Annotated in this window: 25 protein-coding genes and 1 pseudogene; 13 read left to right on the top strand and 13 right to left on the bottom strand. The window is 60.1% G+C overall.

Going from position 1 to position 25,557, the window contains the following annotated elements; translation table 11 throughout:
* The first annotated feature begins 131 nt into the window (after positions 1-131).
* Complete coding sequence (locus FJ320_01040; GenBank protein ID MBM3924565.1) at positions 132-1,007, top strand: sortase; 876 nt, start codon at positions 132-134, stop codon at positions 1,005-1,007.
* Positions 1,008-1,039: 32 nt separating this feature from the next.
* Here the strand turns inward: FJ320_01040 and FJ320_01045 are convergent, their stop codons facing one another.
* A complete protein-coding gene (locus tag FJ320_01045) occupies positions 1,040-1,720 on the bottom strand; it encodes a hypothetical protein (protein MBM3924566.1) in 681 nt (226 codons plus the stop codon).
* Between the two features lie 132 nt (positions 1,721-1,852).
* Here FJ320_01045 and FJ320_01050 point away from each other — a divergent pair, with 132 nt between their 5' ends.
* Together FJ320_01050 and FJ320_01055 are read left to right on the top strand one after the other, a co-directional pair.
* Positions 1,853-3,274, top strand: a complete 1,422-nt coding sequence (locus tag FJ320_01050) for a class II fumarate hydratase (protein MBM3924567.1) — start codon at positions 1,853-1,855, stop codon at positions 3,272-3,274.
* Between the two features lie 79 nt (positions 3,275-3,353).
* Positions 3,354-3,674 carry an antibiotic biosynthesis monooxygenase gene (locus tag FJ320_01055; protein ID MBM3924568.1) on the top strand — a complete coding sequence of 107 codons (321 nt, stop codon included), beginning with the start codon at positions 3,354-3,356 and terminating at the stop codon, positions 3,672-3,674.
* Positions 3,675-3,743: 69 nt separating this feature from the next.
* Here the strand turns inward: FJ320_01055 and FJ320_01060 are convergent, their stop codons facing one another.
* Genes FJ320_01060 through FJ320_01070 form a run of 3 tightly spaced genes read right to left on the bottom strand, consistent with a single transcriptional unit; the run spans position 3,744 to position 6,073 of the window.
* Positions 3,744-4,604 carry an oxaloacetate decarboxylase gene (locus FJ320_01060; GenBank protein MBM3924569.1) on the bottom strand — a complete coding sequence of 287 codons (861 nt, stop codon included), beginning with the start codon at positions 4,602-4,604 and terminating at the stop codon, positions 3,744-3,746.
* A gap of 37 nt (positions 4,605-4,641) precedes the next feature.
* Positions 4,642-5,079, bottom strand: coding sequence for a type II 3-dehydroquinate dehydratase (locus tag FJ320_01065; protein ID MBM3924570.1), 438 nt, complete (start codon positions 5,077-5,079; stop codon positions 4,642-4,644).
* 22 nt (positions 5,080-5,101) lie between these two features.
* Positions 5,102-6,073 carry a hypothetical protein gene (locus tag FJ320_01070; GenBank protein ID MBM3924571.1) on the bottom strand — a complete coding sequence of 324 codons (972 nt, stop codon included), beginning with the start codon at positions 6,071-6,073 and terminating at the stop codon, positions 5,102-5,104.
* A 155-nt stretch (positions 6,074-6,228) separates the two neighbouring features.
* Between FJ320_01070 and FJ320_01075 the strand changes: the two genes are divergently transcribed.
* Positions 6,229-7,410 (top strand): hypothetical protein, encoded by a 1,182-nt coding sequence (locus FJ320_01075; protein MBM3924572.1) that lies wholly within the window; start codon positions 6,229-6,231, stop codon positions 7,408-7,410.
* Positions 7,411-7,729: 319 nt separating this feature from the next.
* Here FJ320_01075 and FJ320_01080 read toward each other — a convergent pair whose 3' ends face one another.
* The 6 genes from FJ320_01080 to FJ320_01105 all read right to left on the bottom strand — a co-directional run bounded on the left by FJ320_01080 (position 7,730) and on the right by FJ320_01105 (position 13,259).
* Complete coding sequence (locus FJ320_01080; GenBank protein MBM3924573.1) at positions 7,730-9,106, bottom strand: aminotransferase class III-fold pyridoxal phosphate-dependent enzyme; 1,377 nt, start codon at positions 9,104-9,106, stop codon at positions 7,730-7,732.
* A 155-nt stretch (positions 9,107-9,261) separates the two neighbouring features.
* Entirely contained in the window at positions 9,262-9,789 is a 528-nt protein-coding gene (locus FJ320_01085) for a response regulator (protein MBM3924574.1), read from the bottom strand.
* A gap of 315 nt (positions 9,790-10,104) precedes the next feature.
* Complete coding sequence (locus tag FJ320_01090; GenBank protein MBM3924575.1) at positions 10,105-10,404, bottom strand: hypothetical protein; 300 nt, start codon at positions 10,402-10,404, stop codon at positions 10,105-10,107.
* Between the two features lie 237 nt (positions 10,405-10,641).
* Positions 10,642-11,820 carry an aminotransferase class I/II-fold pyridoxal phosphate-dependent enzyme gene (locus FJ320_01095; GenBank protein MBM3924576.1) on the bottom strand — a complete coding sequence of 393 codons (1,179 nt, stop codon included), beginning with the start codon at positions 11,818-11,820 and terminating at the stop codon, positions 10,642-10,644.
* Between the two features lie 98 nt (positions 11,821-11,918).
* Positions 11,919-12,818, bottom strand: a complete 900-nt coding sequence (locus tag FJ320_01100; GenBank protein MBM3924577.1) for an NAD(P)-dependent oxidoreductase — start codon at positions 12,816-12,818, stop codon at positions 11,919-11,921.
* A gap of 27 nt (positions 12,819-12,845) precedes the next feature.
* Positions 12,846-13,259: a hypothetical protein gene (locus FJ320_01105; GenBank protein MBM3924578.1), complete on the bottom strand. Its 414-nt coding sequence runs from the start codon at positions 13,257-13,259 to the stop codon at positions 12,846-12,848.
* Between the two features lie 148 nt (positions 13,260-13,407).
* On the opposite strand from FJ320_01105, the gene FJ320_01110 reads away from it, so the two are divergent.
* Genes FJ320_01110 through FJ320_01120 form a run of 3 tightly spaced genes read left to right on the top strand, consistent with a single transcriptional unit; the run spans position 13,408 to position 16,045 of the window.
* Positions 13,408-14,166: a LamB/YcsF family protein gene (locus FJ320_01110; protein MBM3924579.1), complete on the top strand. Its 759-nt coding sequence runs from the start codon at positions 13,408-13,410 to the stop codon at positions 14,164-14,166.
* 5 nt (positions 14,167-14,171) lie between these two features.
* The gene (pxpB, locus tag FJ320_01115; GenBank protein MBM3924580.1) at positions 14,172-14,903 is read left to right on the top strand and encodes a 5-oxoprolinase subunit PxpB; all 732 of its coding nucleotides are present in this window, start codon (positions 14,172-14,174) and stop codon (positions 14,901-14,903) included.
* Positions 14,904-14,911: 8 nt separating this feature from the next.
* The gene (locus tag FJ320_01120) at positions 14,912-16,045 is read left to right on the top strand and encodes a biotin-dependent carboxyltransferase family protein (protein MBM3924581.1); all 1,134 of its coding nucleotides are present in this window, start codon (positions 14,912-14,914) and stop codon (positions 16,043-16,045) included.
* Here FJ320_01120 and FJ320_01125 read toward each other — a convergent pair.
* Positions 16,042-16,407: a DUF393 domain-containing protein gene (locus FJ320_01125; protein ID MBM3924582.1), complete on the bottom strand. Its 366-nt coding sequence runs from the start codon at positions 16,405-16,407 to the stop codon at positions 16,042-16,044. The genes FJ320_01120 and FJ320_01125 overlap by 4 nt on opposite strands.
* A 116-nt stretch (positions 16,408-16,523) precedes the next feature.
* Between FJ320_01125 and FJ320_01130 the strand changes: the two genes are divergently transcribed.
* The 3 genes from FJ320_01130 to lhgO all read left to right on the top strand — a co-directional run bounded on the left by FJ320_01130 (position 16,524) and on the right by lhgO (position 19,842).
* Entirely contained in the window at positions 16,524-17,423 is a 900-nt protein-coding gene (locus FJ320_01130) for a hypothetical protein (GenBank protein MBM3924583.1), read from the top strand.
* Positions 17,424-17,535: 112 nt separating this feature from the next.
* Positions 17,536-18,621, top strand: a complete 1,086-nt coding sequence (locus FJ320_01135; GenBank protein MBM3924584.1) for an Ldh family oxidoreductase — start codon at positions 17,536-17,538, stop codon at positions 18,619-18,621.
* 3 nt (positions 18,622-18,624) lie between these two features.
* Positions 18,625-19,842, top strand: coding sequence for an L-2-hydroxyglutarate oxidase (lhgO, locus tag FJ320_01140; protein MBM3924585.1), 1,218 nt, complete (start codon positions 18,625-18,627; stop codon positions 19,840-19,842).
* On the opposite strand, the gene FJ320_01145 is transcribed toward lhgO, so the two are convergent.
* Complete coding sequence (locus FJ320_01145) at positions 19,839-20,867, bottom strand: LLM class flavin-dependent oxidoreductase (GenBank protein ID MBM3924586.1); 1,029 nt, start codon at positions 20,865-20,867, stop codon at positions 19,839-19,841. The genes lhgO and FJ320_01145 overlap by 4 nt on opposite strands.
* Before the next feature lie 167 nt (positions 20,868-21,034).
* Here FJ320_01145 and FJ320_01150 point away from each other — a divergent pair, with 167 nt between their 5' ends.
* Positions 21,035-22,237: a hypothetical protein gene (locus FJ320_01150; GenBank protein ID MBM3924587.1), complete on the top strand. Its 1,203-nt coding sequence runs from the start codon at positions 21,035-21,037 to the stop codon at positions 22,235-22,237.
* Between the two features lie 5 nt (positions 22,238-22,242).
* Here the strand turns inward: FJ320_01150 and FJ320_01155 are convergent, their stop codons facing one another.
* Positions 22,243-23,481: an MFS transporter gene (locus FJ320_01155; GenBank protein MBM3924588.1), complete on the bottom strand. Its 1,239-nt coding sequence runs from the start codon at positions 23,479-23,481 to the stop codon at positions 22,243-22,245.
* Positions 23,482-23,860: 379 nt separating this feature from the next.
* Between FJ320_01155 and FJ320_01160 the strand changes: the two genes are divergently transcribed.
* Both FJ320_01160 and FJ320_01165 read left to right on the top strand, forming a co-directional pair.
* Positions 23,861-24,760 carry a HAMP domain-containing histidine kinase gene (locus FJ320_01160; protein MBM3924589.1) on the top strand — a complete coding sequence of 300 codons (900 nt, stop codon included), beginning with the start codon at positions 23,861-23,863 and terminating at the stop codon, positions 24,758-24,760.
* 708 nt (positions 24,761-25,468) lie between these two features.
* Positions 25,469-25,549, top strand: a pseudogene (locus FJ320_01165) (histone).
* Positions 25,550-25,557: the final 8 nt, after the last annotated feature.

The raw sequence follows: 25,557 nt of genomic DNA on the forward strand, positions 1-25,557 counted from the left end.
TCCTAAAGCGCCCCTAACAGGGCGCTTTAGAACGCATCCAGTCCCTCGCCTTCGCTCGTACCCTCTCCTGTGGGCAGGCGCGTCCGGCGCGTAAAAAACGGACGCGCCTTTAGGCCCGCCGGAGGATTAATTTGGGTCCTGGTCAAGCAAAGACGCCCGCGGTAAATCCCTGGAAATCCAGGGCCGTCCTGGCGGCTATGGCCATAGGCGTGTTGCTTCTGGCCGCCGGTGGGGGCTATTTCCTCTACTCGTTGAAGGCGCACCAGGGTCTGGACAAGCTTAACGTCTCGCTGCCCAGCGACTCGGTGGACGTCACTAACTCGGACGGGCTTATCGGGGGCCGCGCGCCCACGCCTTCCGGCGGCGATGCGCCGTCAGCCTCGCCCAGCGACGCCGCCATCGCGTCCTTCGGCCTCTACCCCGGCGAGGTGTTGAACCCCCTCCTGTGGGCGGAGCCGTTGCACGACGAACACCAGGCCTACATCCCGACGCCGCCCCTGGATGGATACGAGCCGGTGGACGCGACCTCCCTCCCTGTCGTTGGCGCCTTAGACCCGCCCAGCCGCATGTTAATACGCGCCATCAGTATGGAAGCCACGGTGCAAGGCCTGAAAATCGAGAACGTTGGCGATAGCCGCGCCTACCAGACGCCCAAGGACGTGGTGGGCCACATCCCTGAGACGGCCAATGCCGGCGAGAGGGGCACGGCGTGGTTCTTCGGCCACCTGCAAAGCCCGGTCAGGGACGAAGGCAACGTCTTTGCCAACCTGCCCAAGATAGCTGGCCTGCTGCGGAAGGGCATACCCGTGTATGTAGAGGTGGAGAACGGCCAGGCCTCTTACCTGTACCGCATCACCGACAGCAAAATCATCCATCAAAACGAACTGGTCATCGAGGACGGCGGGGCGGCCATCATCAGCCTGGTCACCTGCTATCCGCCGATTTATTATGACGAGCGGGTTGTTGTTTCAGGGCCGCTAGTGGGCGTGAAGGCGAGGGCGGGGTAGGTACAATCTGTATTTGAAGCACTGCTAGAGTCTCAACAAGGCCCTGAAAGTGGGCACTGTGGGGCACTGAACGTTCCTGCTGGCTCTATGATGACTGCTTCACGTGGAATGTTAAGGTTGGCAAGAATTTCTTGAACGGCTTTTATTGCCGCTTCATTTGGGCTATCGCCTTCCGTGCCTATGAATATCCGGTTCTTACTTTCGTCTAAGTCCTTCATATTAACGCCATACTGCCATAACTTCTGTGTCCGTAATTTTGAGTACCAATCAGAAAGTTGGGCCATTGTATAATCGCCTTGTATTAAGCGGATTCCATCTTGTGGAATCCTCTTGGTTCCAAAAGTATCTGCAATTGCTTCTTGAGCTCTTTGAATATCACCACTTTTTTGCTCCCCTACCCAATAAACGTTAATAACACGTTGGTCTGCACTCATAAACAGTCCACCAAATTCAGGAACCCTTGAACCAATTTCTGCAAGCTGCTCGTTCATGTCCTTATGCTGTGCCTGATCATAGTTACGTTCTCGGTCAGTTCCTTCATAAAGGCTTGGTGTAGCGGTAGCTGTTGGCGTGAGAGTAGGAGAGGCCGTGGGGGTCGCTGTTTGTGGCGCGGAAGTATGGGTTGGCGTTGACGTTGCAGCTGGCTTCTCAGCACACCCTACAGAGAGAATCAGCACTAAGCTGAATAGCCATACTGAAATAGTAGATTTCATTTCGGAACACCTGATGATACTTAATGATACAAGTGTGCAGGCTTGTTAGTTAGAGCCAATGGTTGGCTAACCCATGAAAAAGCGTTATCCTTTTGCCCGCATACATAAATCGCCTGGAAGGGGTATCGCTGCATGACCACCAAGACCGCAAAGACTCGCATCGAAAAAGACTCCATGGGGCCAATGGAGGTGCCCGCCGAGGCCTATTACGGCGCATCCACTATGCGGGCCGTCCTCAACTTCCCCATCAGTAGCCTCCGGTTCTCTCGAGGCTTTATCCGCGCCCTGGCCCTGATTAAAGGCTCGGCGGCCCAGGTGAACATGGATCTGGGTATCCTCGACAAGACTATCGGCGAGGCCGTTGTGAAGGCCGCCCAGGAAGTCGCCGACGGCAATTTTGACCGCGAGTTTGTCCTCGACATCTTCCAGACCGGCTCCGGCACCTCCACCAACATGAACGCCAACGAGGTCATCGCCAACCGCGCCGGCGAGACCCTGGGCCACCCCCTGGGCTCCCGCAAAGTCCACCCCAACGATCACGTGAACATCTGCCAGTCCTCCAACGACGTCATCCCATCGGCTATCCACCTGGCCGCGCTTATCGAAATCAAGGAGAGACTGATACCGGCCCTCCAGAATCTGCAGCAAGCCCTGGATAAAAAGAGCAAGGAGTTCTGGCCTATTATCAAGACAGGCAGGACGCATTTGCAGGATGCCACGCCCGTCCGGCTGGGCCAGGAGTTCCAGGGCTACGCCAGTCAGATAAAGCTGTCGCTGAAGCGGCTGCAGCACGCCCAGGAAGAGCTGTCGGAGCTGGCCCTGGGGGGCACCGCCGTCGGCACCGGCGTCAACGCCCACCCTGAGTTCTCGCGACGCGTCTGCGAAAAGCTGTCTCAGACCACGGGCATAAAAGTCCGCGAGACCCAGCACCACTTCCAGGCCCAGTGCACCCTAGACGCTGTGGTGGAGGCCAGCGCCGCGCTGCGCACCATCGCCGTCAGCATGTACAAAATCGCCAACGACATTCGATGGCTCGGTTCCGGCCCTCGCGCCGGCCTGGGCGAAATCGCCCTGCCGGAGGTTCAGCCCGGCAGCTCCATCATGCCCGGCAAGGTCAACCCAGTCATAGCCGAGTCGGTCATACAGGTCTCCGCCCAGGTTATCGGCAACGACGCCACGGTGGTCCAGGCCGGCCAAGGCGGCTACTTTGAGCTGAACATGATGATGCCAGTGGCGGCGCACAACCTCCTGGAATCCATATCGCTGCTGGCGGCGTCGGCCAACAACTTCGCCGACCAGTGCGTCAAGGGCCTCAAGGCCACGGACACCGGCCCGAAGATGGTGGAGCGCGGCCTCATGCTGGCCACGGGCCTCGCCCCGGCCATCGGCTACGACAAGGCGGCGGACATCGCCAAGACAGCGGCCGCCAGCGGGTCGACGATTCGAGAGGTCGCCAAGCAGAAGACCAGCCTGACCGATAAAGAACTGGACAAATTGCTGGACCCCACCGGCATGACGGAGCCGGGTCTGGGCAAGGGCGGCGGCGGAGGCTAACAGACAAGCCATTGTTGACAGCCCTGCCGATTGTTAAAATGGGTCGGTTTTACAACTAAATCGTCTGCGAGGAAACGGCATGTACGTAATACTATCGCCCATCCAGATCAAACGAGAGCATCGCGAAGAGTTCATGAAGGCCATTGTCGAAGACGCCCAGATGTCGGTGAAGAACGAGCCGGGCTGCCTGCGGTTCGACGTTATCCAGGACGCCAACCACATGGACCGCATCTGGCTCTACGAAGTCTATAAGGACAAGTCCGCCTTCGACGCCCACCTTCAGACGCCCCACTTCAAGAAGGTGGCGCCGGTGCTGGAGAAGGCGCGAGACCAGGGCCCCGCGGGCGCGGGCCGGGGCAGCTACACCGTCTGGCCCACCGATAAGGAATGGAAGAAGTAGAGCCGCCTCTATGAATTACAAAGGCCTCCGATATGTTCGGAGGCCTTTTTGTTTGCATCAGTTGTCGGGCTAGTTCAGGTACTTCTCCTGCCAGTCCTTATAGTCCTTTGTGCGGAAGACCATGTTCATGACCTCTTCCGTAGCCATCTTCCCCTTCAGTTCCTCCGGCGAGCCTCCGTCCTTCAGGTGCTTTATCGAATCGTATAGAGACTGGACCGCCACGTAGAAGGAGAAGTGGCCGCGCAGGGCTATGCGCACGCCGCAATCGGCCAGCTTCTTTAGATCGTCGGTCTTGGGCGTGACGTAACCTATGATGAGGGGCAGCTCCGTGGCGTGGTGGATGGCGGCTATCTGCTCATAGCTGGTGGCGCCCATAAGCATCAGGGCGTCCACTCCCGCGCCGGCGTAGGCCTCAATGCGCTCTATGGCCTGCTCCGGGCAGTGCTGCAATGCGCTGCTTCTGCCTATCACTACCAGGTCCGGGTCCCGTTTGGCCTCCACCGCCGCCTTGAGCTTGGCGATCATTTCATCCTTGCCGATAAGCTCGCCGCCCTTCTTCTGCCGGAAAGGCTTGGGCAGGGCCGTGTCTTCGATGGTCAGGGCCGACGCCCCCGCTGACTCCAGCTCCTGTACTGTGCGCATCACGTTCAGCGCGTTGCCATACCCGTGGTCGGCGTCGACGATGAGGCTGATGTCCGCGGCGCGGGTGGTGCGGTTAACGTGGTCGGCCAGTTCAGTGAGGGTGAGGACGATGAGGTCCGGTGCTGCCAGGACTGAGGCTGAGGCCAGGGAGCCACCCATGATGCCGGCCTCGAAGCCCAGGGCGAAGGCGATGCGGGCTGAGATGGGGTCGTAAACGGAAGCGGGGTAGATGACCTCCTTCCGCTCTAGTATCTTTCTAAACCGTTTTCGTGCCTGACTTTGGTCCATAAACTTCCTGAGCTAGATTTGATGCATAGCTGTAAAGCTATTTCTTTTTAGACGCCAGGTCTTTAACGGCCTGCAGCGCCAGATAGTAACCGAAATATCCAAATCCGTAAACCAGGCCCTTGCTCACCCGCTGCACCTGGGAAACCGTGCCCCGCGCTGACGGGTTGGAGGCGTGGACTTCAATAACGGGACATTTGATTTGAGTGATGGCGCCCAGCAGCGGCCCAGTGCCCGTGGTGTATCCGGCGGGATTCATCACCACGGCATCCACGCCGGAGTCGTGCGCTGCGTAGAGCTTGTTCACCACCTCGCCCTCGATGTTCGAATGGAATATTTCCAGTTCGATGCCCAGGCCCTTGGCCCAGTCTCGAATGCGCGCATTTATCTGGTCCAGCGTGTCAGTTCCAAAGATATCGATTTGGGCTTTGCCGCGCATGTTCATGCCCGCGCCTTGGACGACCAGGACTTTAACCATGCTTTTCTCCCCCGGCCGCTACTCAGCGCATAGACGGCGTCTTGACCTTTTTGAGCTTCTGGAGGCTCCGAATCTCGCGGGGTGGGGTCATCTTGCTGCCGGTGTTGGTCCAGGACACCTCGGCCACGTAGATGTCGCCGTTGGGGTCCAGGGCCACGCCGTGGGGCGCGATGAACTTGCCGTCCTCCAGTCCGGGGCCGGTGTCGCCTAGGCGCGCCAGGAGCTCGCCGCTGAGATTGTAGATGGACACCCTGGGTCCCAGGCCGGGAGCGCCCTCGTTGGTGCCGATGGCCGTGCCCAGCTCGCCGATGTAGCACAACTGGTCTTCGTCCGACAGGTCTATATAAAGGCCGCAGGGCCTCGCCATATCCACCCACTGGGTCTCGAAAAGGCCATTGGAATCGAAGACCTGGATGCGCTGGTTCTCGCGGTCGGCCACATACACGTAGCCTTCCCGGTCCACCGCGATGTTGTGGACTATATTGAACTGGCCGGGGTCGGTGCCGGACTCGCCCCAGGACTTCAGCAGTTTACCTTTGGGCGAATACTTGTGGACCCTTGCGTTGCAGTAACCGTCGGCGACAAAAATTGAGCCGTCTACGGGAGAAATGGCTATGTGGGTGCATCGGTTGAAGGGCTTGCCGCTGTAAAACCCCGAAGGCTTTCCCGGCGCGCCCAGGGTCAGCAGCACCTTGCCGTCGAAAGTGCATTGACGGACAGCGTGGTCCATGTCGTCGGTACACCAGATAGTGTCGTCAACGCCCATGGTCACGCCGTGGGCGCGTTTGAAGATATCCTCGCCCCAGGACTTGACGAAATTGCCCTGCCGGTCGAATACGATCATAGGGTGGTCGCCGCGATTGAAGGCATACACGTTGCCTTTTGAGTCCACGCCTACCGCCGCCACCTCCCTGAAGCTCCACCCAAGAGGCAACCTGCCCCATCCCTGGGCCACCTCGTAAGTAAAGCCTCTGTCGCTCAACTGTACTGACATCAAAAACTCCTAACCATGGATTATGACAGGTTAACGCGTGCGCGGCTAGCGTTCAAGATGCATGTGCCTGTCAAAAAGCCAGCCAACCACGTTTTATATCAAATCAGGGTCGGCTTTGTGATATATTGTCGCAAATAAGGCCAAAGGAGGGCGAAATGCAGTACAACCTAGTCTCCGGTGACTCCCACGTGGACATGAGCTGGCTGCCTGGCGACCTCTTTACCAAGAACGGGCCTTCCCACTTAAAAGACGTCATGCCGCAGGTGGTGGAGACGGATAAAGGCGGACGATGGGTGACGGAGGGCCGGGAGCTGGGCGTCTACGGCGGCATGGGCTTCGGCTTTACCGCGCCCCGACGGGGCCGCAATCGGACCGTAGATAAGCTCTACGAGGCGGGTTTCTACGAAGGCCCGCCCCGCCCCATCAACCCCAAGCTGCGCCTGGAGGACATGGCCCGCGACGGCGTCGACGCCGAGGTGCTTTACGGAATGACCACCGCCGGCATGAGGATTAAGAACCCCGAAGTCCTCACCCACACCTTTCGCATATATAACGAGTGGGTGTCCAAATTCTGCCGTCAGGCCCCAGGCCGGTGGTACGCCCTGGCCTGCGTCCCCATCCACGACCCCGCCCTGGCCGGCGACGAGGTGCGCCGCGCCTCCAAGCTGGGCCTTCGGGGCGTCGACCTCTATGTGACCGGCACCATCCGGCCTATATACCTGCGCGACGGCTACTGGGACCCGCTATGGAAAGCATCAGCGGAGTGCCACATGCCCATTTCGTTCCACATAGGCGGCGGCGGGATTCAGGTGCCCGGCCCCAACCCGGGCGAGGAGGCCAAGGCTGCCTTCGCCAAGGTGAACCCCACCCAGGATGAGCTGGCCTACCAGGGCGTACACTTGCCCCTGGAGCAGCTGGCCGGTTCCGAGTGGCTTGTGAGTATTATCATGAGCGGCGCCTGCGACCGCTTCCCCGAGTTCCAATTCGTCCTCGGCGAGTGCGGCGCCGGCTGGGTGCCCTTCATCATCGAGCGCATGGACATCAAGTACCACGACCAGTACCTGGACGAGAAGTTCAATCCGCGCCTGTCCCTGGAGCCCAGCGAGTACTGGTACCGCCAGGGCGCGACAACCTTCCAGAAGGACCCGTGCGTCGGCTATATGGCGGAGCACATCGGCGAAAACAATCTCATGTGGGGCAGCGACTACCCCCACCCAGACGGCGTCTGGCCGGGCAGCCAGGAGGTCATTAAAGAGACCATGAGCATGCTGCCCAAGAAGACCCTGCGAAAGATTGTCTGCGAGAATGCAGTGAAAAGGTACAGGATGGGGGAGTAGCGGCTATCACTCGTTCGCTGGATTTATCCACGGTTAGGTATTCTTCTTGTGGGTGGATGGGTAGTCTCAGCCTGCTTCGTGGAAGCCGCCTCGTTAAGATTCATAATGAAAATTAACGTGGAGGTGACACTAATGATTCAAGCTACCTTAATGGTTTGCCTGGCGGCGGGGACGGCGCTCCTGGGGCGGTCTGGTGACTGTTTCCACTGTCAGGAGAGGCAACATCCATCGCAAGTAGAATACTGTTGAAGCGTGGGAGGAGCGCAGGAGGGTTCGATTCCCTCCACGCCCCGCCTTCTAATGATTCTTTGATGCCCTATTACCTCAGCTCCTCCCGGTGCTTCGTCAGGAAGTCCCGCGTCACGTCTATAGTCCTCGCAATCTCTTCATCCGTATGCGCCGCCGATATAAAGCCCCTGCTGGTGTAGTAGGGCTGTAGGTAGACGCCGGCGTTCAGCAGCGTGTTGCGGTAGGCCACGTCCTTCTCGTAGTTCTTGTGCTGCGACGCCATGTTCTGGATGTCGCGGTAGTTTTCCACCTTTCGAGTGAAGTAGAGGTTCCATATGGAGCCGAAGTTGACGCATTTGGCGTTGATGTCCAGCTCGTCGATGACGGCGTTGACCTCGCGGGTGACGCGGTCGCCCATATCCCATAATCGCCGGTGCACATGGCCGTCACGGAGGATTTCGATGGTCTTGAGCGCCGCCGTGACGCCCAGCAGGTGGCCCATGTAGGTGCCCGACATGAACACCGGCCCCTCCGGCGCGAACATGGACATTATCTCGTTCTTGCCCGACAGCGCGCTGATGGCGTAGCCGTTGGCCATGGCCTTGCCGAAGACTCCCAGGTCCGGCGTTACACCTAAGACCGCCTGCGCCCCGCCGATGTGATGCCGAAAGCCTGTGATAACCTCGTCGAAGACCAGCACGATGCCGTACTGGTCGCATATCTTTCGCAAGAACTGGAGGAAATCGGGCTTGAGGATGAGACAGCCCGCGCTGTGGCTTACAGGCTCGATGACGATGGCCGCCAGGTCGTCTTTGTGCTTACGCACCAGCTTTTCGACGGCCGCCTGGTTATTGAACGGCGCGACGATGATCTTGTCCACCGTCTCTTTTAGCGCGCCGGCGGAGATGGGGACGGTATGGGGAGCGTCGGCGGGGCCGACTTTCGCGGGGTCGGGCCGCACGCTAGCCAGGAGGTAGTCGTGCCAGCCGTGGTACCCGCCCTCAAACTTCATAATCTTAGTCTTGCCGGTATAAGCGCGGGCCACGCGGACGGCGTGGTACATGGGATCGGAGCCGCCCCCGCCGCAAAGGACCGTCTTTTCGGCGCAGGGCACAAGCTCGGCAAAGAGCCTGGTCAGTTCCACCTCTTTGGGATGAGGGGTGGCGAAGAGGACGCCCTCGTTATCAAGGGTTTCAAGAATGGCCTGCTTGACCCGCGGGTCGTTGTGGCCCAGGACGGCGGGGCCATAGGAGCCGTGGTAGTCGATGTATCCGTTGCCGTCCACGTCCCATATCTGAGACCCCTGGGCGCGTTGGATAAAGATGGGGAAAGGCTCGTACCATCGCCCGTCGCCCTGCACGCCGGCAGGGGCGTACCGCCGCGCCTCCTCCAGTAAACGTTTGCTTTCGTCCAGCTTTACCTTGATAGGAACGTTAAGCACGGAGGGCCTCCCGGTGTACGGCGGAATGTGGTGTACTCAAGAGTGTGGAGGCCTACTATATCACCTGCGGCGGCCTGCTCCCACCTGCCGGCAGTTTTTATGAGTTGAACAGAATAATTGAGCTTGAGTCGGCGGGCTAAAGCGATGCCGGCGTCGCGGCCTGCTTTGTTAGCGATAGAACCCTATGACTTGGACCGTGACGACTTTAAAGCCTTTTCAATGGTCTTAATCAGATCCGTCAGGTCGCAGGGCTTGACCAGAAAACCTATGGCGCCTTCCCGGAAGGCCACCTCTTTTGCTCCCACTGATGGAAAGCCGGTGAGGACAATGGCCCTGCACCGGGGCTGCTGAGTCTTCAAAGTGCGCATGACTTCCAGGCCGCTGTGCCTATCCAGGTCCATGTCCACAATGGTTATGCTGAAATCTTTTCTTTCTATCAGGTTGTTAGCCGCGGAAATGTCCGAGGCGTACCAGACATGAAACCCTTCGCGTTCCAGGACGGCTTTCAAGGTCAGGCCGGTAGTCCTGTGGTCGTCCACAATGAGCAGATTGAGCGACCCGGAGGAGTTCCCCTCGGTTATATTGGCAGCCAGCCGGTCTGTTTCGACTTCCTTGCTCATACCATTATGAGACCGCAGTCCCTCCTTGCTGTCCGCCAGCCTGCGTCTATGCCTGCCGCCGCTGTTCGAGTTCTTATATTGGTTTAGCATCTCCTGTCTAATTATTCCTATCGAACGCGGGCTCTTCCATTGTCCAATTGAGTGACTTCAATGGTTACATTCATTAGCTGGAATTTTTGAATAGGGCACCTTTCCGCTTAGCAGCAGGTCAAGCGGTAGGTACCATTTCTACCTGTCTTTTATCTGCGTAGGCTCTTTCCCACGATGGGTCTGAGTTTATGGACTGCGGCGGCTTAATTTGCGCGGGTCGGTTTTAGCCCTGCCAATGGGCGCCGATGTTATGCGGGGTGGTAATCTAGTAGGGGCGGCCAAATCAGAGGCGTCAGAGCAACAATCGGATAACGCCTAGCCTGGCTGCGAGGTCATTGTCGCGCCCATAAGGCGCTTCAGGGTTTCGACACGGGCTAAGATCTCCGTCATGTCGTCTTCAATCTCTTCCAGCATCTCGACAATTTCGTGAAGCATAGAGCCGTACTCAGCATCCCGCTGCTCGGAAAGCTCCAGCTCCTGAATGAACAATCCCCACTTGATCTTAGGAGAAAGAAGGCGGGACGAGTTCAAGTGGGAAGAAAGCAATTGGACGTCACGAACCAAATCTTTTTCACTTGTGAATTGAGCAAACCTTGCCACCAATACCTCCGCCACACCGCCCCCGTAGGTCCAATACGGATTCTAAATGAGTGTCAGTACACTCTACCTTCGTCCGCAGCGTGTCTCTACCGCTTTAATAAGTATTTGTGCAATGACACAACCGCTTGCCTGATTACACTTAATGTCTAGTCAGCCTTAACTAGCTGTTAGGCAGGGTGGGAGCGCAGCCTTGCCGCTTATAAAACTTGGGATGCGTCCTAGAAGCCGTCCGCCCGCTTGGAGCGACGGCTTCTAGCTTCTGCGGTACTGCGCCAGGTTGGACAGCTTCTCACGCGCCCTGGCGAAGGTCTCGGGCCGTTTGGGGAAGGCGAAGCGGATATAGGGTTTTGCCAGGTCCGCGTCATGGTAGAAGGCCTTGGCGGGCACAGGGGTCACGCCCACCTTGCTGGACAAAAATATAGAGAACTTCATGTCGTCCGTGTAGCCGCAGTCCGGGTAGCGGGTCATCACGTAATAGGCGCCCTTGGGCGTGATGTAGTCGAAGCCCATCTCGCCCAGGATAGAGAGCATGGCGTCGCGGCGCACTGTGTAGTCGGCGGCCAGCGTGTCGTAATAGCTCCTGGGGAATCGAAAGGCGGTGACGGACGCCTCCTGGAGCGGCGCGGCGGCGCCGACGGTGATGAAATCGTGGGCGCGCCTTATGGCCACCGATACCTTTTCGTCCAGGCAGATGGCCCAGCCGATGCGCCAGCCCGTGACGCTGTAGGTCTTGGACATGCTGTTGACGGTAATGGTGCGATGCCCCATCCCCGGCAGCGACGCGATGCTGTAATGCCTCTCGCCGTCGAAGAGAATGTGTTCGTAAGGCTCGTCGGTGATAGCCAGGGCGTCATGCTCCTGGCAAAGCTCCGCAATGAAACCCAGCTCGTCGTAAGAAAATACCTTGCCCGTGGGGTTGTGGGGCGTGTTGATGATAATAGCCTTGGTCTTCTTGGAGAAGGCGCGGCGGAGCTCGTCGCGGTCGAACTGAAAGGAATCGCCCACTTGCCGCAGCGACACGTAGACCGGCTTGCCGCCGGACAGCAGCGAGTCCGGGCCGTAGTTCTCGTAGAACGGCTCGAAAATAATAACCTCGTCGCCCGGGTCTATGACGGCCAGGACGGCGGCCAGCATGGCCTCAGTCCCGCCGCAGGCGATGGTTACGTGCTTATCCGGGTGTACCTCGACGCCGTTGTACCAGGCAAACTTTTCCGCCAGAGCCTGCCGCAGGCGGGGCGCGCCCCAGGTAATGGCATACTGGTTAAAGTTGCCGTCCAGGGCGGTCTTGGCGGCCTCGATAAGCTCTTTAGGCGGGTCGAAGTCCGGGAAGCCCTGGGCCAGGTTGATGGCGTTGTGCTGGTTGTTGACACGGGTCATCTCTCGGATGATGGACTCGGTGAAAAGGTTCACCCTTCGGGAGGTATAATCCATTCTGTTAGCCTTTTTGACTCGCGCGCTCATAATTATTTATGGACAGGTTATCACCAATCTCCACAGGTATCCAAGAGATACGCCCGCGCCATGCCCCGCTATCCCGTCGACGCGCCATCCTTCCCCATCCCCTCGACAAAGGCGCGGATGGTGTCCTCCAGCGTGCGGCCCTTGTCCACCGTTTCCGCCCGCTCCTCCGCGAAAGGCGTGGTTCCCAGGATTCGATACACCTCAGCGGCGCCGTGGTGGAAGTGCGACGGCGCGCCCAGCGACTCGTAGGTGGCGGCTATCTCCTCCATCTCGCCTACCCATCGCAGGGTCTTGGCCGGCAGCGGCGGTATCCACCGGTTCATAGACTGCAAGACCGTCGCCTGGCTGTACTCCAGCTCCATAATCAGCGGCTCCCACAGCCCTAGCGACATAGCCGCCGACAGTATAGCGATGTGGAGGGCTGTGGTGCCCTTGGTCATCCCGGCGAAGCACATCTTAATGCCGGAGGCCTGTCCCACCTTGTCCCCGACGTTGCGGATCAGTATCCCCTTGCCATCGAACTCGGACATGACCGGAGCGTGGCCGCCCGACACGTAAAACCGGGGCATTGCGCCCTCCCGCGGTACGCCGCCGATGATGGAGGCGTCGATGAACCTGCCGCCGGCGTCGGCAATTATGCGTTCGGACAACTGGACGGTCTGGGGCGATACGGCGTTGCAGTCGGCATAGTAAGGCGTCGCGCCGGTGCGACGCAGGGCGCGGGCCACTCGCCAGGCGTGGCTCACGGACTCGGACGGGACGATGATACATAAGACGATATCCGCCTGCGTGACCACGTCTTCGAGCGATCCTACATCCTCTATCCTTGCCTTTTTAGCCAGGCCATGAGTGCGCTGGCTTCGCCCCTCCAGGCTGGTGATGACGCGGTAGCCGTGCTGATGGAGCGCCCGCCCCACATTGCTGCCCATATCGCCGGGGCTCAAAATCGCTACAGTTCCAAAGGACACTGGTCACCTCCAAGGAAAATAGGAAAGCTAAACGAAATCCAGGATCCTCTGTCCAATCACAACATTCTCCCCCTGCTTAACGTGGACAGCTTTAATAACGCCGTCGCGCTGGGCCTGCAAATTGACCTCCATCTTCATGGCCTCCAGGACGCACACTATCTGGTTCCGGGCTACCTGCTCTCCCTGGCGTACGCTGAGACGCAGAACAACGCCGGGCATGGGGGCGCGGAGCGTGTCGCCGTCCCCCGGGTCTGAGGCAATGTCCGCCTGTCCAGCACCCTCGGCTTCGGGGGCGCTGGAAGGGACCAAGTCCCCCACGTCTACCTCCAGGGTCTCGCCGTCTACGATAACCTGGATGGGATTAGCATCCAGGCGTTCAACCTCGACGACGTACCATCGTTCGCCGATTTTGACCTTTAGCCGTCTAGGTTTTCGTTCCATGCGTTAGCAAGAGTTTTCCTGTGGAATTCTCAAGGGGTCTTTGCGCTTTATGGGATAACCGCGCGTTGCCTAGCGTTGAGATGTCATTATAATAGTGCAAACTAGGCGTCCGCCAATTCACTTCCAGTGAAGGAGCCGTGCAGTGGCTATTAAAATAGACTTCAACGCGGATATGGGCGAAGGCTTCGGGATGTACAAGCTGGGCTTTGACGACGACCTGGCCAAGTACATCACCTCCGCCAACCTGGCCTGCGGCTTCCATGCCGGCGACCCGCTGACTATTGAGCGCACTGTGCGCCTATGCGAAGCCCACGGCGTCGGCATCGGCGCCCAGCCCAGCTACCCCGACCTTATGGGCTTCGGCCGCCGGTTCATGGCGGTAAGCCCGGAAGAGGCCAAGGCAGACGTGACCTACCAGATTGGCGCGCTCCAGGCCTTCACCAAGAAGAAGAAGCTGCAGCACGTGAAGCCTCACGGCGCCATGTACAACGCCGCCGTGAAGGACCTGGTGTTAGCCCGGGCCATCTGCCAGGCGGTGAAGGACACCGACCCTGACATGATAATCGTGGCCCTGGCGGGGTCCCAGTGGGTGGGCCTGGCCCACGAAATGGGCCTGCGGGTGGCCCGCGAGGCCTTTGCCGACCGCGCCTTCAACGACGACGGCACTCTGGTGCCCCGCACCAAGCCCGGCGCGGTCATTCATGACGTGGACGAGGTGGTAAAGCGCAGCGTCCGAATGGTCACGCAAGGCAAGGCCACATCCATCAACGGCAAGGAAATCGACATGCGTGCCGACAGCCTGTGCCTTCACGGGGATACCCCAGGGGCGGTGGAGATGGCTAGGAAGGTTAAGGATACTCTCCTGAAGTCGGGCGTCCAGATTGTTCCTATGGCCCAGTTGGTCTAGCCGCCGTGTTTCCCAGCCCTCGATATATACCCGCGGGCGACAGCGCCCTGGTGGTCGAGTTGGGCAACAGCATTAGCCCTCACGTAAATCGGATGGTGCACAACCTGGCACGCGCCGTCGAAAAGGAAGCCGTCAACGGCGTTGTAGACCTCACGCCGTCCTACCGCTCCCTTCTGGTCTACTACAACCCTTCGGTCATCGCGGCGTCAGACCTCCAGAAGAAACTGCACGCCCTCCACGGCTCGCTGCTGGAAGGCGCGGCTCGCGGCAAGGCCAGGGTTGTACGTGTGCCAACCCTCTACGGCGGCGACATGGGGCCGGACCTGGAGGTTGTGGCTAAGCACAATAGCCTGTCGACCGACGAGGTTATCCAGATACATTCCAGCGCCGACTATCTGGTGTATATGCTCGGCTTCTCGCCAGGCTATCCTTACCTGGGCGGCATGTCGGAGCGCATTGCGACGCCTCGATTGAAGACGCCTCGGACGGCGGTGCCGGCGGGGTCCGTGGCCCTGGCGGAAAAACAGACCGGCGTCTATCCCACCGAGACGCCCGGCGGCTGGCAGATCCTGGGCCGCACGCCGCTGAAGTTCTTCGACGCCAGCCGCGACAAGCCCTCCCTGGTGGAGCCCGGGGACTATATTCGATTTGTCGCCATCGACGCCGGCGAGTACGCGCGGGTCAAAAAGCAGGTCGATGAAGGGACGTATCAGGTGAAAATCGAGGCCAAGGACTAGTCGTGGAAATCATTGAGGTTATTGAGGGCGGCCTGCACACTACGGTCCAGGACCTGGGCCGGTACGGTTACCAGCGTTACGGCGTCCCGGTTTCCGGAGCCATGGACTCGCACTCGCTGCGCCTTGCCAATCTCCTGATAGGGAACCCGGAGGATGCCGCCGGCCTGGAGATAACCCTGGTCGGCCCCAAGCTGAAGTTTTTGGCCGACACCGCTGTTGTGCTGGGCGGCGCCGATCTCCGCCCCCGCGTCGACGGCCAGCCCTTCCAGATGTGGCGAATCGTCAAAATTAAGGCAGGCAGCCTTTTGACCTTCGACGGCCCGCAGGCGGGGATGCGCTGCTACCTGGCTGTTCCCGGCGGCGTCGATGTGCCTGTGGTCATGGGCAGCCGCTCCACCTATACCCGCTCCGCCATCGGCGGATATAAAGGACGCATCCTCAAGCCAGGCGACCGTTTATCCGCCCTCCAAGGCCCCGGCCCCCTGAGCCGAGGGTGCAAGCTGCCTCAAGCCCTTATGCCCGCCTTCGGCCATCTACATCTGCTGCGAGTGATCATGGGCCCCCAGGAGGACGCCTTCACCCCCCAGGGCATCGCCAGCTTCCTTAGCTCCACCTACACGGTCAGCCGGCAGTCGGACCGGGTGGGCATCCGGCTGGAAGGAGAGGGCATTCAGCACGTTAAAAGCGGAGATATCATTTCCGACGGCGCGCCCTTCGGCGCGGTCCAGGTTCCTGGCAGCGGCCAACCCGTGGTCCTGATGGCGGACCGGGGCACTACCGGCGGCTACACCAAAATCGCGGCCATTATAACCACGGATATAGGCAAGCTGGCCCAGGCGCTTCCCGGCGACAAGGTCAGCTTTAAGGCTGTGACTTTGAATGAGGCCCAGGCGCTGCTGGCCGAGCGCGAGGAGCTGGTGCTGGAGTTTAAGCGGCACGTCGAGGGCATCAAGGCGGGCGGCGTGTCCAGAGTTACAATAGCTGTGGAGGGCGCGGCGCTTCTGGTCACTGACGACTCGGGGACGCCTCTGACCGAGACCGAGAGGTTTCCCATCGGGCATGCCGGCTTGAAGCGCTCTATGACGGTCAGGGCGGGCGGGCAGGCTTACACCTTCGAGGTTGAGGTGCATAGGCAGGATTAGGACTTCCTGACGCCCCCAAGCCTGTACCGGTTTCGTGCCACCCATCGATAGACCACGGGTCCGAGCCAGCCCATGCCCGGCAGCCATAACAGCGCCGCCAGAGGCCAAAACCAGGGCCTTCGCCAGGCCAGGCGTCGCACCGCATGAAAGCCACCGTATTTGCGACCGTCCGGCAACACTAGCCAGAGTTGTCGATGAACGTCCTGGCGCGTCAGTCCGGCGGGCAGTTGCTCAATGCCCTGGGAGGGCCGATACTCCATCGATTCATCTTCCTGGCGGCCCTTAACAAGCCCTACGCTGGCGGCGCAGAACTTGCACTCCCCGTCGTAATAGACGGCCGGCTTTTTCTTCTCGTCAGCCATAGCATTAGTCTAGCAAAAGCGGGCTGACCATAGGCTCATTGACCCTTCATTTCTACTGGGGTACACTACCAGCGCCTGCACAATTAGGCGTACTTGGCGGGCGAGCAGGAGGGTTTATGGTCAGCGTGGGGACCGGTAAATATAGCTACAAAGTAGTCGAAGGCTGGGGAAAGCTGCCTGAGGGGTATGAGTTCGGCCAGGTGGCGGGCGTCGCCACCGACTCCCAGGGCAACGTCCACCTCTTCAACCGCAGCAAGCACCCCATCCAGGTCTTCGACATGAACGGCAAGTTCCTCCGGGCCTGGGGCCAGGGCCAGTTCGCCAGCCCCCACGGTATCACCATCGCGCCCGACAACACCTACTGGATGGTGGATACTGACCTGCATCAGGTACTCAAGTTCTCCTCCGACGGCAAGCTGCAGATGACCCTTGGCGCCAAGGGCCGGCCCTCCGATACCGGCTATTCTGAAAAGGACCGCACCGTGAAACGCGCCGCCGGCCCCTTCAACCGCCCCACTAAAGTTGCCCTCGGTAAGCGCGGCGAGGTCTATATATCCGACGGTTACGGCAACAGCCGCGTCCACAAGTACTCCTCTGACGGTAAGCTGCTCATGTCCTGGGGCGAGCCCGGTACCGGCCCCGGCCAGTTCCACCTGCCCCACAGCATCTGGGTAGACAAGGACGAGCGGGTCCTGGTCTGCGACCGCGAGAACCATCGCATCCAGGTCTTCACGCCGGAGGGCCGTTACATTACCCAGTGGACCGGCTTTAAGCAGCCCACGGACATCTACATTGACCCCTCCAACACCGTCTACGTGTCGGAGTTGGGCGACCGCGTAAGTATCCTTGATTTGAAGGGCAACCTCCTAGCGCGGTGGGGCGAGGACAAGCCCCGCAGCCACAAGCCCGGCGAGTTCTTTGGCGCCCACGGCATCTGGGTCTGCGCCCGCGGCGACATCTACGTCAGCGAGGTGCTGGAGGGGCGTCGTGTACAGAAGTTCGTCCGCTCCACCTAGACGCGCTCCTATCTGATGGCCCTTCAAATTCAAGGACTAGCCCGCGCCGCCAGGGTCCTTTTGCGCCCTTGCCCCTCATTCATGCCAATCGAAAAGCTGATGAAGGAGACTCATGCTTAAGCAGTTCCATACCTCCGACGCCCAGGCTGTTAGAGTAAAAGCCGATAGCCTTCGCGACACGGTCCAGGCCATCTTTGAGCGCCTGGAGGTGCCCAAGGACCAGGCCTGGCTGGGCGCCGACGTCCTCACCTTGACGGACCTCCGGGGCGTGGAAAGCCACGGCGTCTCCGGCCAGTTCAAGACCTACGTGCGCGAGTACCGCCAGGGCGTCACCAACCCCAAGCCCAAGTGGCGCGTCACCCGCCAGACCGAGGCCACCGCCAACATCGACTCAGACCGGGGCCTGGGTATCATCATCGCGCCGCAAGCTATGGAGATAGCCATTGAGAAGGCCAAGAAGTCCGGCGTGGGCATGGTGACAATGCACAACGGGCGGCACATGGGAATGGCTGCCTACCACGCCATGAAGGCCCTGGACCACGATATGATAGGCGTCGCCATGACCTGCGCCGGGCCGTCGGTAGTGCCCACCTTTGGCGCGGTGCCTCGCCTAGGCACCAACCCTATCTGCCTGGCGGCGCCAGGCAAGACCCAGCTCCCCTTTGTCTACGACGGCGCCACCAGCGTCATCGCCGGCAACAAAGTCGGTGTGGCGCGGCGCAACGGCAGCAAGCTCCTTCCCGGCTGGCTTGCCGGCCCTGACGGCGCGCCCGTTATGGAGGAGGCCGACCCGCCCGACACCAACCACCCGTCCCTGCTGCCCCTGGGCAGCACCCGAGAGGGCGGCTCCCACAAAGGCTACGGCCTCGGCGCCATGGTAACGGTGCTGACGGGCATCCTCTCCGGCGGCGGCTTCGACAGTTTCCCCGGCCGCCCCTACTACTATCACATGGTAGCCGCCTACCGCATCGACGCCTTCACCGACCTGGAAGACTTCAAGAAGATGATGGACGACTTCGTTATCACCCTCAAGTCTACCCCGCCGGCCCCGGGCCACGAGCGTGTGCTGGTCCCCGGCCAGGTCGAATGGGAGACGATGAAGGAGCGGCAGGCTAAGGGCATCCCCATCCATAAGGATGTTATCAAGTGGCTGAAGGACATGTGCGGGGAGTTGGAGATCCCCTTCAAGCTGGCCTAGCCTATGGCGTCGCTGGACTTTGAAGTCGTTGTCATAGGGGCGGGCATCATCGGCCTGGCCTCAGCCCGCGCCCTGACGCGACGGTTCCCCAAAACGCGTGTCGCTGTGCTGGAAAAGGAAGAGCAGTTGGCCTTCCACCAGACGGGCCACAACAGCGGCGTTATTCATTCCGGCATCTACTACAAGCCCGGCTCTCAGAAGGCCAAGTTCTGCGTTGCGGGTGTGGACGCTTTGAAGAAATACTGCCGTGACCACGCCATACCTTACGAGGAGTGCGGCAAGGTAGTCGTCGCAACCGACGAGTCGCAGCTTGGCCGAATGGAAGAGCTGTACAAGCGCGGCACCGCCAACGGCGTCCCTGGGATGGAAATCATCAGCGGCGAGGCGTTGAAGGAGATTGAGCCTCACGCCGTCGGCGTAAAAGCTCTGCTGGTGCCCAAGACCGCCATAGTCGATTATAAGGCAGTAGCCGCCGCCTACGCCGAGGACTTCAAGATGTCGGGCGGCTCCATACTCACCGGCCACAAACTCACCGCCATCAACCACGTCAACGGCGGTCTATCCCTCACCACGTCGAAAGGCACTGTCCAAACCAAGCACCTCGTAAACTGCGCCGGCCTCTATTGCGATAAGGTGGCCGCCATGATGGGTGTGCCGCCCAACGTCCGCATCCTCCCCTTTCGCGGCGAATACTATTTCCTCCGGCCCGAAAGCCACCACCTGGTCAAGGGCCTCATATATCCCGTGCCGGACCCCCGATTTCCCTTCCTGGGCGTCCACTTCACGCGCCGCGTCACCGGCGAGGTGGACGCCGGCCCCAACGCCGTCCTGGCCTGGTCGCGAGAAGGCTACACTAGGTCCAAGATAAACGTGGCCGAAGCCATGGCTACCCTCACCTTCCCTGGCTTCTGGCGCATGTCGCGTAAGTACTGGCGCATCGGCATGGGCGAGATGCACCGCTCGCTAATGAAGAGCGTGTTCGTGAAAGACCTTCAGCGCCTGGTGCCTGACGTCAAGGACAGCGACTTCGTTGGCGGCGGCTCCGGAGTCCGTGCCCAGGCGGTCAGCCGCAAAGGCGTCCTCTTGGACGACTTCTTCATCGAAGAAAGCCCCGGCGCCATCCACGTCCTTAACGCCCCCTCGCCCGGCGCCACCTCCTCCCTCGCCATCGGCAGCTACATCGCCGAGCTGGCAGGCAAGAGTTTTGGTCTGAAGGGCTAGCGGAACCTCGGCATCACCCTTTCTGCAAACAGCCGCATCGATTTCGCCACCCTATCCCTCGGCATCTCCCCCGGCGTCATTCCCAGCAGCATGTTCCGCACGCCGGCGTCTTTAAGCTCCGCTATCTTCTCCGCTACCGTCCTGGGCGACCCGACGATTAAAAACTTCGACGGGTCGCTGGCGCCCTGGGGTGGTGCAGGAATAGCCTCCGGATAGTCCTTGGGGTTGTGCTTCTCCCGCGCCTCGCGAATGTGCCGCCGCTCCGCCATGAAGTGCGGCAACGCCTCCTGGGCCTCGGCGTCGCTGTCGGCCACGTAAAGCGACTTCCGCGCCCACGTCTCGTCCAGCGCCCCTTCCGCCGCCTCCTCGCTAAACCCCGACGACAGCATGATGTCCCGGTAGGTATCCAGGCGAAACTTGAACTCCTCAGGCGTCTCCACGCCCATCAGCACCGGCCGCCCAATCTTCGCCATCTCGAACATCGAATCGCGGCCCAGGCAGGCCCTCACCAGCGGCGGGTGGGGCTTCTGAAAGGGACGAGGCCGCATCAGCGGAAACTTCACCTGCCAGTACTTGCCCTGGTAGTCCACGTCCTCGCCCGTCCAGGACCTCAGCAGAAGGTCCTCGGCCTCGGCCAGCCGCTGCCTCCCCTCCTCCATGCTCACCCCAAATCCCATGTATTCGTAGGCGTTGTAAGCCGAGCCGCGCCCCGTCCCGACGATGAGCCGCCCGTGGCTCAGGTTGTCGAGAAGCGCCGTCTGGGCCGCCAGCTTCACCGGGTGGTGGAAGGCCATCTGCACTACCGCGAAGCCAATAGTTATCCGCTTGGTGCGGGCCGCCACCGCCGCGCCGAAGACCACCGGGTCGGCATAGACGGTGTCGCCGGCGAAGTAGTGCTCCGTGAGCCACACGACGTCGAAGCCCAGGGTGTCGGCCAGCTCCGCCTCCCGCAGCGTCTGGTCGATGACCTGGCTGTCCTTAGCCGGGTCCGGGCTTACCTGCAATACAAAGGTGCCGAATCGCATGGCCGCATTATAGACAACCAATGGCAGGGCCAAAAGGCCCCGGCAGGAACCGCAAGAGGCCGCAAATCTAGTCCAGCCTGATGATTTCTCTGATATTTATGCGCCGTACACTTAAACATATCCGAGTTAACACGCGGCCCCTTTCATCAAGGCTTTGGGAGGCTTTTATGGCTACCACGACTCAGTACCCCATCAATGCTACACGAGAAAACCTGCGAGACCTTTTGCCTTTAATCCACTCGCAAGAACTCTTCCTATCAGCATACCTGGACACCACACGTTCCGAACACACCGCCAAAGAGGCGCGCCTGCGTCTGGCGTCGATGCTGGACCAAATCTCCGCCGACGTGGAAGACACCCACTTGGAGAAACCATTTAAAGCCGAGCGAGAGGTGGTAGAGTCCTACCTGGAAGGACTGGCGCCAGGCAGCGACGGCCTCCTTATATTGAGCGCTTCCGGAGGAAGTCAGTGGCGCGCGCTGTGGCTGCCAAGCCAGCCGTCCCGGGAGCGGGCGCGGTTTGGCCGCGGCGTCTTCGCCCTTCCTATCATGGAGACGCTGGACGAGTGGGAACCCGTCGCCTTCATCGGCATATCCAAGGACAAGGCCAGGCTGCTGGTGGCGGCGGCGGGGCGTATCGGCGAGGCGCGGCGGCTGGCGTCCAGCGTCCCGGGGAGCCATAAGGCCGTCGGCGGAAGCGCCACTTATCGCGGGCCGGGCGGCTCCAAGAAGGAAGGCGGCGGCGGCGCGGGCCTCCGACACGAACGCCACATTGACGTGCATATGGAGGGCCACTTCAAGTCGGTGATCGACGAGCTGACTGCTGTGCAGCGGACGCAGCCCTTCAGGCGGTTATTCCTCGCAGGCCCCATCGAGTCTCTGACCAAGTTCAAAGAGGCTATGCCGAAGGTCTTCAAGGACATGGTGGTTGGCGAGCTGCCGGCGCCCGGCTACGCCTCCGACAACGACGTGCTGTCCATGCTTCGAGACGAGGCCCAGCGGGTCGAGCGGGAGCAGGAGGAAGCCCTGGTGCAGGACCTGATCAATCGCGCCGAAAAGGGCGGGAACGCGGTAGCCGGCGTCGCGCCTATTCTGGGCGCTCTAAACCTTCGCACAGTCCACCTCCTCGTCATGGACGCCGACACGGAGCATCAGGGCCGCCAGTGCCTAACTTGCGACTTGCTGCTGCCTCCCGAGAATGCCCGATGCCCCCAGTGCGCCCAGAAGACCCGGCCTGTCGATCTGCTGGAGGAGGCCCCCAACGCCGTGGCGGGCCAGGGCACAAGGCTGGAGTTAGTGCGCGGCCAGGCCGCGGCGGCGCTGACGAATTACCAGGGCATCGCGGCGATGCTGAAGGCGCCCACCAGGTAGCCGCGTTACTGCAAGCTGCGTATTCGCGGCGCGAAGGCGTAGCAATAAAAGCTGACCATCACCAGCATCACGCCCGTGGCCCCCACCGCCCACTGCACCCCCACAAACTCGGCGGCGATGGCTACGATAAAGGCGCCCAGGCTGGTGACGCCCCACTGCATCATAAACAGGCTCATAACCCGGCCTATATAGGCGTCCTCGGTGTAGCTTTGCAGCAGGGTGTTGCTTAGAGTCAGCCGCGCCGCCTGGCCGAAGCCCGCGGCTATCATTATCAGCAGCGACATCCAGAAGAGCCCGCTTATGGAAAAGGCGATGATGCTAGCCCCCAGGAAGACGCCTGTGTGCAAAAAGATTATCCCCCGGTTCTTGTTTCCCATGGACGCCACGATTAGCGAGCTGACCAGCGCTCCCGCGCCCGATACGCTGACCAGTATGCCGAGCTTTTCAGGCCCTACGTGCAGTATGTCCTCGGTGAAGACCGGCAGCAGCAGCCTGAAGGGCATAGCCAGGATGACGGTTATCTGGGTGAGTATCAGTATCATCAAAAGAGTCTGATTGCTCCTGACGTACACCAGGCCGTCCTTAATGTCGCCCATGACGCTGCGTCTGGGCTGGCCGGAGGGCCTTTTGGCCCCGTTCCCCGCCCTCATAGGCAGGAAAAGGACGGCAGCCACCAGGAACAGGCCCACCATCAGGTAGTACACGCTTTCGATGCCCGAGGCCGCCACCATGAACCCCGCGATGGCCGGCGCCCCAATCTGGTTGACGTTCATCACCGCGCCGTTGAGGGCCACGGCGTTCATCAGATGCTCCCGCCCCACTATCTCGTTTATCAGCGACTGCCGGGCGGGCATCATGAAGGAGATGATGCAGCCCTGGATGAAGCTGCTGATGACAATGTAATGCCAGGTAATGATGCCCGCCGTGGTGGAGACGGCTATCCATAACGACAGTAAGCTGGACAGGATAAGGCAGACAATCATGATGTATTTTCGATGGGCGCGGTCCGCCAGCGTGCCGCCCAGGAAGGAGAGGACCAGGGGAGGTATGGCGTTGGCCAGAAGCGTGAGGCCCAGCAGCGCCTCAGAGCCGGTGAGCTTATAGACAAACCAGCCGTCCACAACCATTCGCATGTTCATGCAGGCCATGTGGAACAGGCCTGACAGCATATGAAAGCGGTAGTCCCTGATCTTCAGGGACTGGAAAGTCCGCAGATTGAATACTCGAGCGGTGGCTAACGCCATGTTGTTCGCAAGAAATTGCCCCAACTACTGAGATTACCACAGCGACCCTGACAGGGCTATATGGGCGGCAGGCTGGTTGAGGCCATTGAGAACTTCACTCAGGTACGATTTCCATCTAGTCCGTTAGGACTATTTTGCTGAAAGTCGATGGGCTTACCCAATGGAAATTCTAGAAAATGGTCTATTATTTGTTTGGAAAAGGTGTGGCATGAAAATCGGCTTTATAGTGTATGCGCGGCGTTGGCTTTCGAATCTGAACTAGCGAAGCATTGCGTTGCCAGACTTACCGTCAAAAGAAGAGGTTGCCCGGCTCATACAGGAGAATTTTCCTAACCTGCAAGGCGTGGTCGTAGACACCTCAGATGAGAGGCAAGTGGTTGTGACCATCAGGCCCCCCAGACCTTCCGCTCCTCCCTCCTCCAGGCCGCGGGAGGGTAGGGAGCCGTCCCCGTCGCTTCTGGCCGCCGGTACAGCCTCGGAGCCTCACAGGGAGATTATTGATCGCCTCGCCCAGGCCCTCAAGACAACCAGGCAAGTTCCCTGGCCCCGGGAGGAAAAGCAATCGTCCTCCGGGTTCCTGGACCCCGGACTGCCTCCGGAGCGCCATAAAGAGATCATCGACAGGCTGGCCCACGAGCTGCGTAACCCCCTCATGTCCATCGCAGGCTACATCGACCTGTGGCTGAAGCGGACCGACATCGATGTCGCCTTCCGCCAGCAGCTGCTTCTGGCCTGCCGCGAGTCCAAACGCATCATCACCACCGCCAACAATCTGATAGTGACGGCTTCCATTGAGGCCGGTACGCTGGCCGTCAACCCTTCGCAAATCGATCTTAGAAGCTTCCTGGACGAGCTTCTTCGCGAGCGCCAGTGCCAGACGGCGGGCCGGGACATTTCTGTCAGTACCCATCTTTCTCTTCCAGAGGTCAAGGCGGATAGGATGCTGCTGTCCCTGGCCCTGTGGAACCTGATAAGCAACGCTCTGAAGTACGGCTCCGAGGAAGGCAGCATCTCCATCTCCCCCTATTTCGAGCAGGCGCGGCGTCGGGTGGTTATCGCCGTCGCCAACGACGGCGAGGGAATTGACCAGTCCACACAGCTTTTCAGCGGCGCCTCTTTCGCAGGCCCCAAGGCGGGAGTTAAGGACGTGTTCACAGGGTTAGGGGTGGGGCTCTTTGTGGTGAAGGGCGTAGCGGAGGCCATGCAAGGCGGTTTTTGGATGGAAAGCAGCAAAACCCAGGGCACTACAGCCTACCTGGCCGTCCCCAGCGTTTCGTAACATCGCTGTCAGGCGGCGCGTGTCTTCTAATGACATCTGCCCATTTACTTAAGCTCTTCATCTCCACTATCCTGTCCCCGTGCCCTCCAATCTTCCATACCTTTCAGCTTATCTCCCCGCAACCCTGGGAGTGTGCCTAGTCTATCCGTATTCCCCCCATCTCAGAAACGAATCACGCTTGAGCCACGCCTGGAAATCCGATTCGTTTACCCCAAAAACTTTTTTCTGAGACCTTAAAAGGAAAATCGAATAGCCGACGGGAGGTTGTTTTGGTTGTTTTTGGGCGTTTTAGACACAAAAGCACCCCCTTTTTCGAGAAACAACCTCCACCCGCATTCCCAACTCTCCCTCTCCCTACATCCCCATACCTACTGTTACCCGGGATTCGTTCCTCCCCCACAAAACGAATACGCGTAAACAGCCCGCTCATTGACACCCGTCTGCCGCCGATGCAAGATAGGGCCGCATCGCTTGCCCATTTGTGATGGTTAAAGCGATGCCATATCCAGCCAGGAGGCCCCAATGGCAGACCTCACCAAGGATGACATCAAGTCCATGGCTAAGGCCGTAGGCTTGGACATCAAAGAGCCTCACCTTTCGGAAGTCACCTACAATATCAACGCCCTCAAGGAGCTGCTGGACGACCTCAATCCGCCGGGCCTGGAGAACGTCGAGCCCCTGCCCATCATCCACCCCAACCAGTGGCCCCCTGCCGCCGGCGCCGCCCCCGCCAGGAAGCCCGCGGCGAAACGGACTGCCGCTAAGAAGCCCTCCACCAAGAAGGCCGCCAGGCGCGC

Source organism: SAR202 cluster bacterium, assembly GCA_016872285.1.
Taxonomy (GTDB): domain Bacteria; phylum Chloroflexota; class Dehalococcoidia; order Lucifugimonadales.

What these genes read in the sequence shown, in the direction of transcription:
- FJ320_01145 (MBM3924586.1), bottom strand. Translation starts at nt 20,867, where the DNA reads ATGCGATTCGGCACCTTTGTATTGCAGGTAAGCCCGGACCCGGCTAAG.
- FJ320_01050 (MBM3924567.1), top strand. Translation starts at nt 1,853, where the DNA reads ATGACCACCAAGACCGCAAAGACTCGCATCGAAAAAGACTCCATGGGG.
- FJ320_01125 (MBM3924582.1), bottom strand. Translation starts at nt 16,407, where the DNA reads ATGGCTGACGAGAAGAAAAAGCCGGCCGTCTATTACGACGGGGAGTGC.
- FJ320_01095 (MBM3924576.1), bottom strand. Translation starts at nt 11,820, where the DNA reads ATGGATTATACCTCCCGAAGGGTGAACCTTTTCACCGAGTCCATCATC.
- lhgO (MBM3924585.1), top strand. Translation starts at nt 18,625, where the DNA reads ATGGCGTCGCTGGACTTTGAAGTCGTTGTCATAGGGGCGGGCATCATC.
- FJ320_01055 (MBM3924568.1), top strand. Translation starts at nt 3,354, where the DNA reads ATGTACGTAATACTATCGCCCATCCAGATCAAACGAGAGCATCGCGAA.
- FJ320_01065 (MBM3924570.1), bottom strand. Translation starts at nt 5,079, where the DNA reads ATGGTTAAAGTCCTGGTCGTCCAAGGCGCGGGCATGAACATGCGCGGC.
- FJ320_01060 (MBM3924569.1), bottom strand. Translation starts at nt 4,604, where the DNA reads ATGGACCAAAGTCAGGCACGAAAACGGTTTAGAAAGATACTAGAGCGG.
- FJ320_01130 (MBM3924583.1), top strand. Translation starts at nt 16,524, where the DNA reads ATGGTCAGCGTGGGGACCGGTAAATATAGCTACAAAGTAGTCGAAGGC.
- FJ320_01135 (MBM3924584.1), top strand. Translation starts at nt 17,536, where the DNA reads ATGCTTAAGCAGTTCCATACCTCCGACGCCCAGGCTGTTAGAGTAAAA.
- FJ320_01075 (MBM3924572.1), top strand. Translation starts at nt 6,229, where the DNA reads ATGCAGTACAACCTAGTCTCCGGTGACTCCCACGTGGACATGAGCTGG.
- FJ320_01105 (MBM3924578.1), bottom strand. Translation starts at nt 13,259, where the DNA reads ATGGAACGAAAACCTAGACGGCTAAAGGTCAAAATCGGCGAACGATGG.
- FJ320_01155 (MBM3924588.1), bottom strand. Translation starts at nt 23,481, where the DNA reads ATGGCGTTAGCCACCGCTCGAGTATTCAATCTGCGGACTTTCCAGTCC.
- FJ320_01045 (MBM3924566.1), bottom strand. Translation starts at nt 1,720, where the DNA reads ATGAAATCTACTATTTCAGTATGGCTATTCAGCTTAGTGCTGATTCTC.
- FJ320_01085 (MBM3924574.1), bottom strand. Translation starts at nt 9,789, where the DNA reads ATGCTAAACCAATATAAGAACTCGAACAGCGGCGGCAGGCATAGACGC.
- FJ320_01070 (MBM3924571.1), bottom strand. Translation starts at nt 6,073, where the DNA reads ATGTCAGTACAGTTGAGCGACAGAGGCTTTACTTACGAGGTGGCCCAG.
- FJ320_01150 (MBM3924587.1), top strand. Translation starts at nt 21,035, where the DNA reads ATGGCTACCACGACTCAGTACCCCATCAATGCTACACGAGAAAACCTG.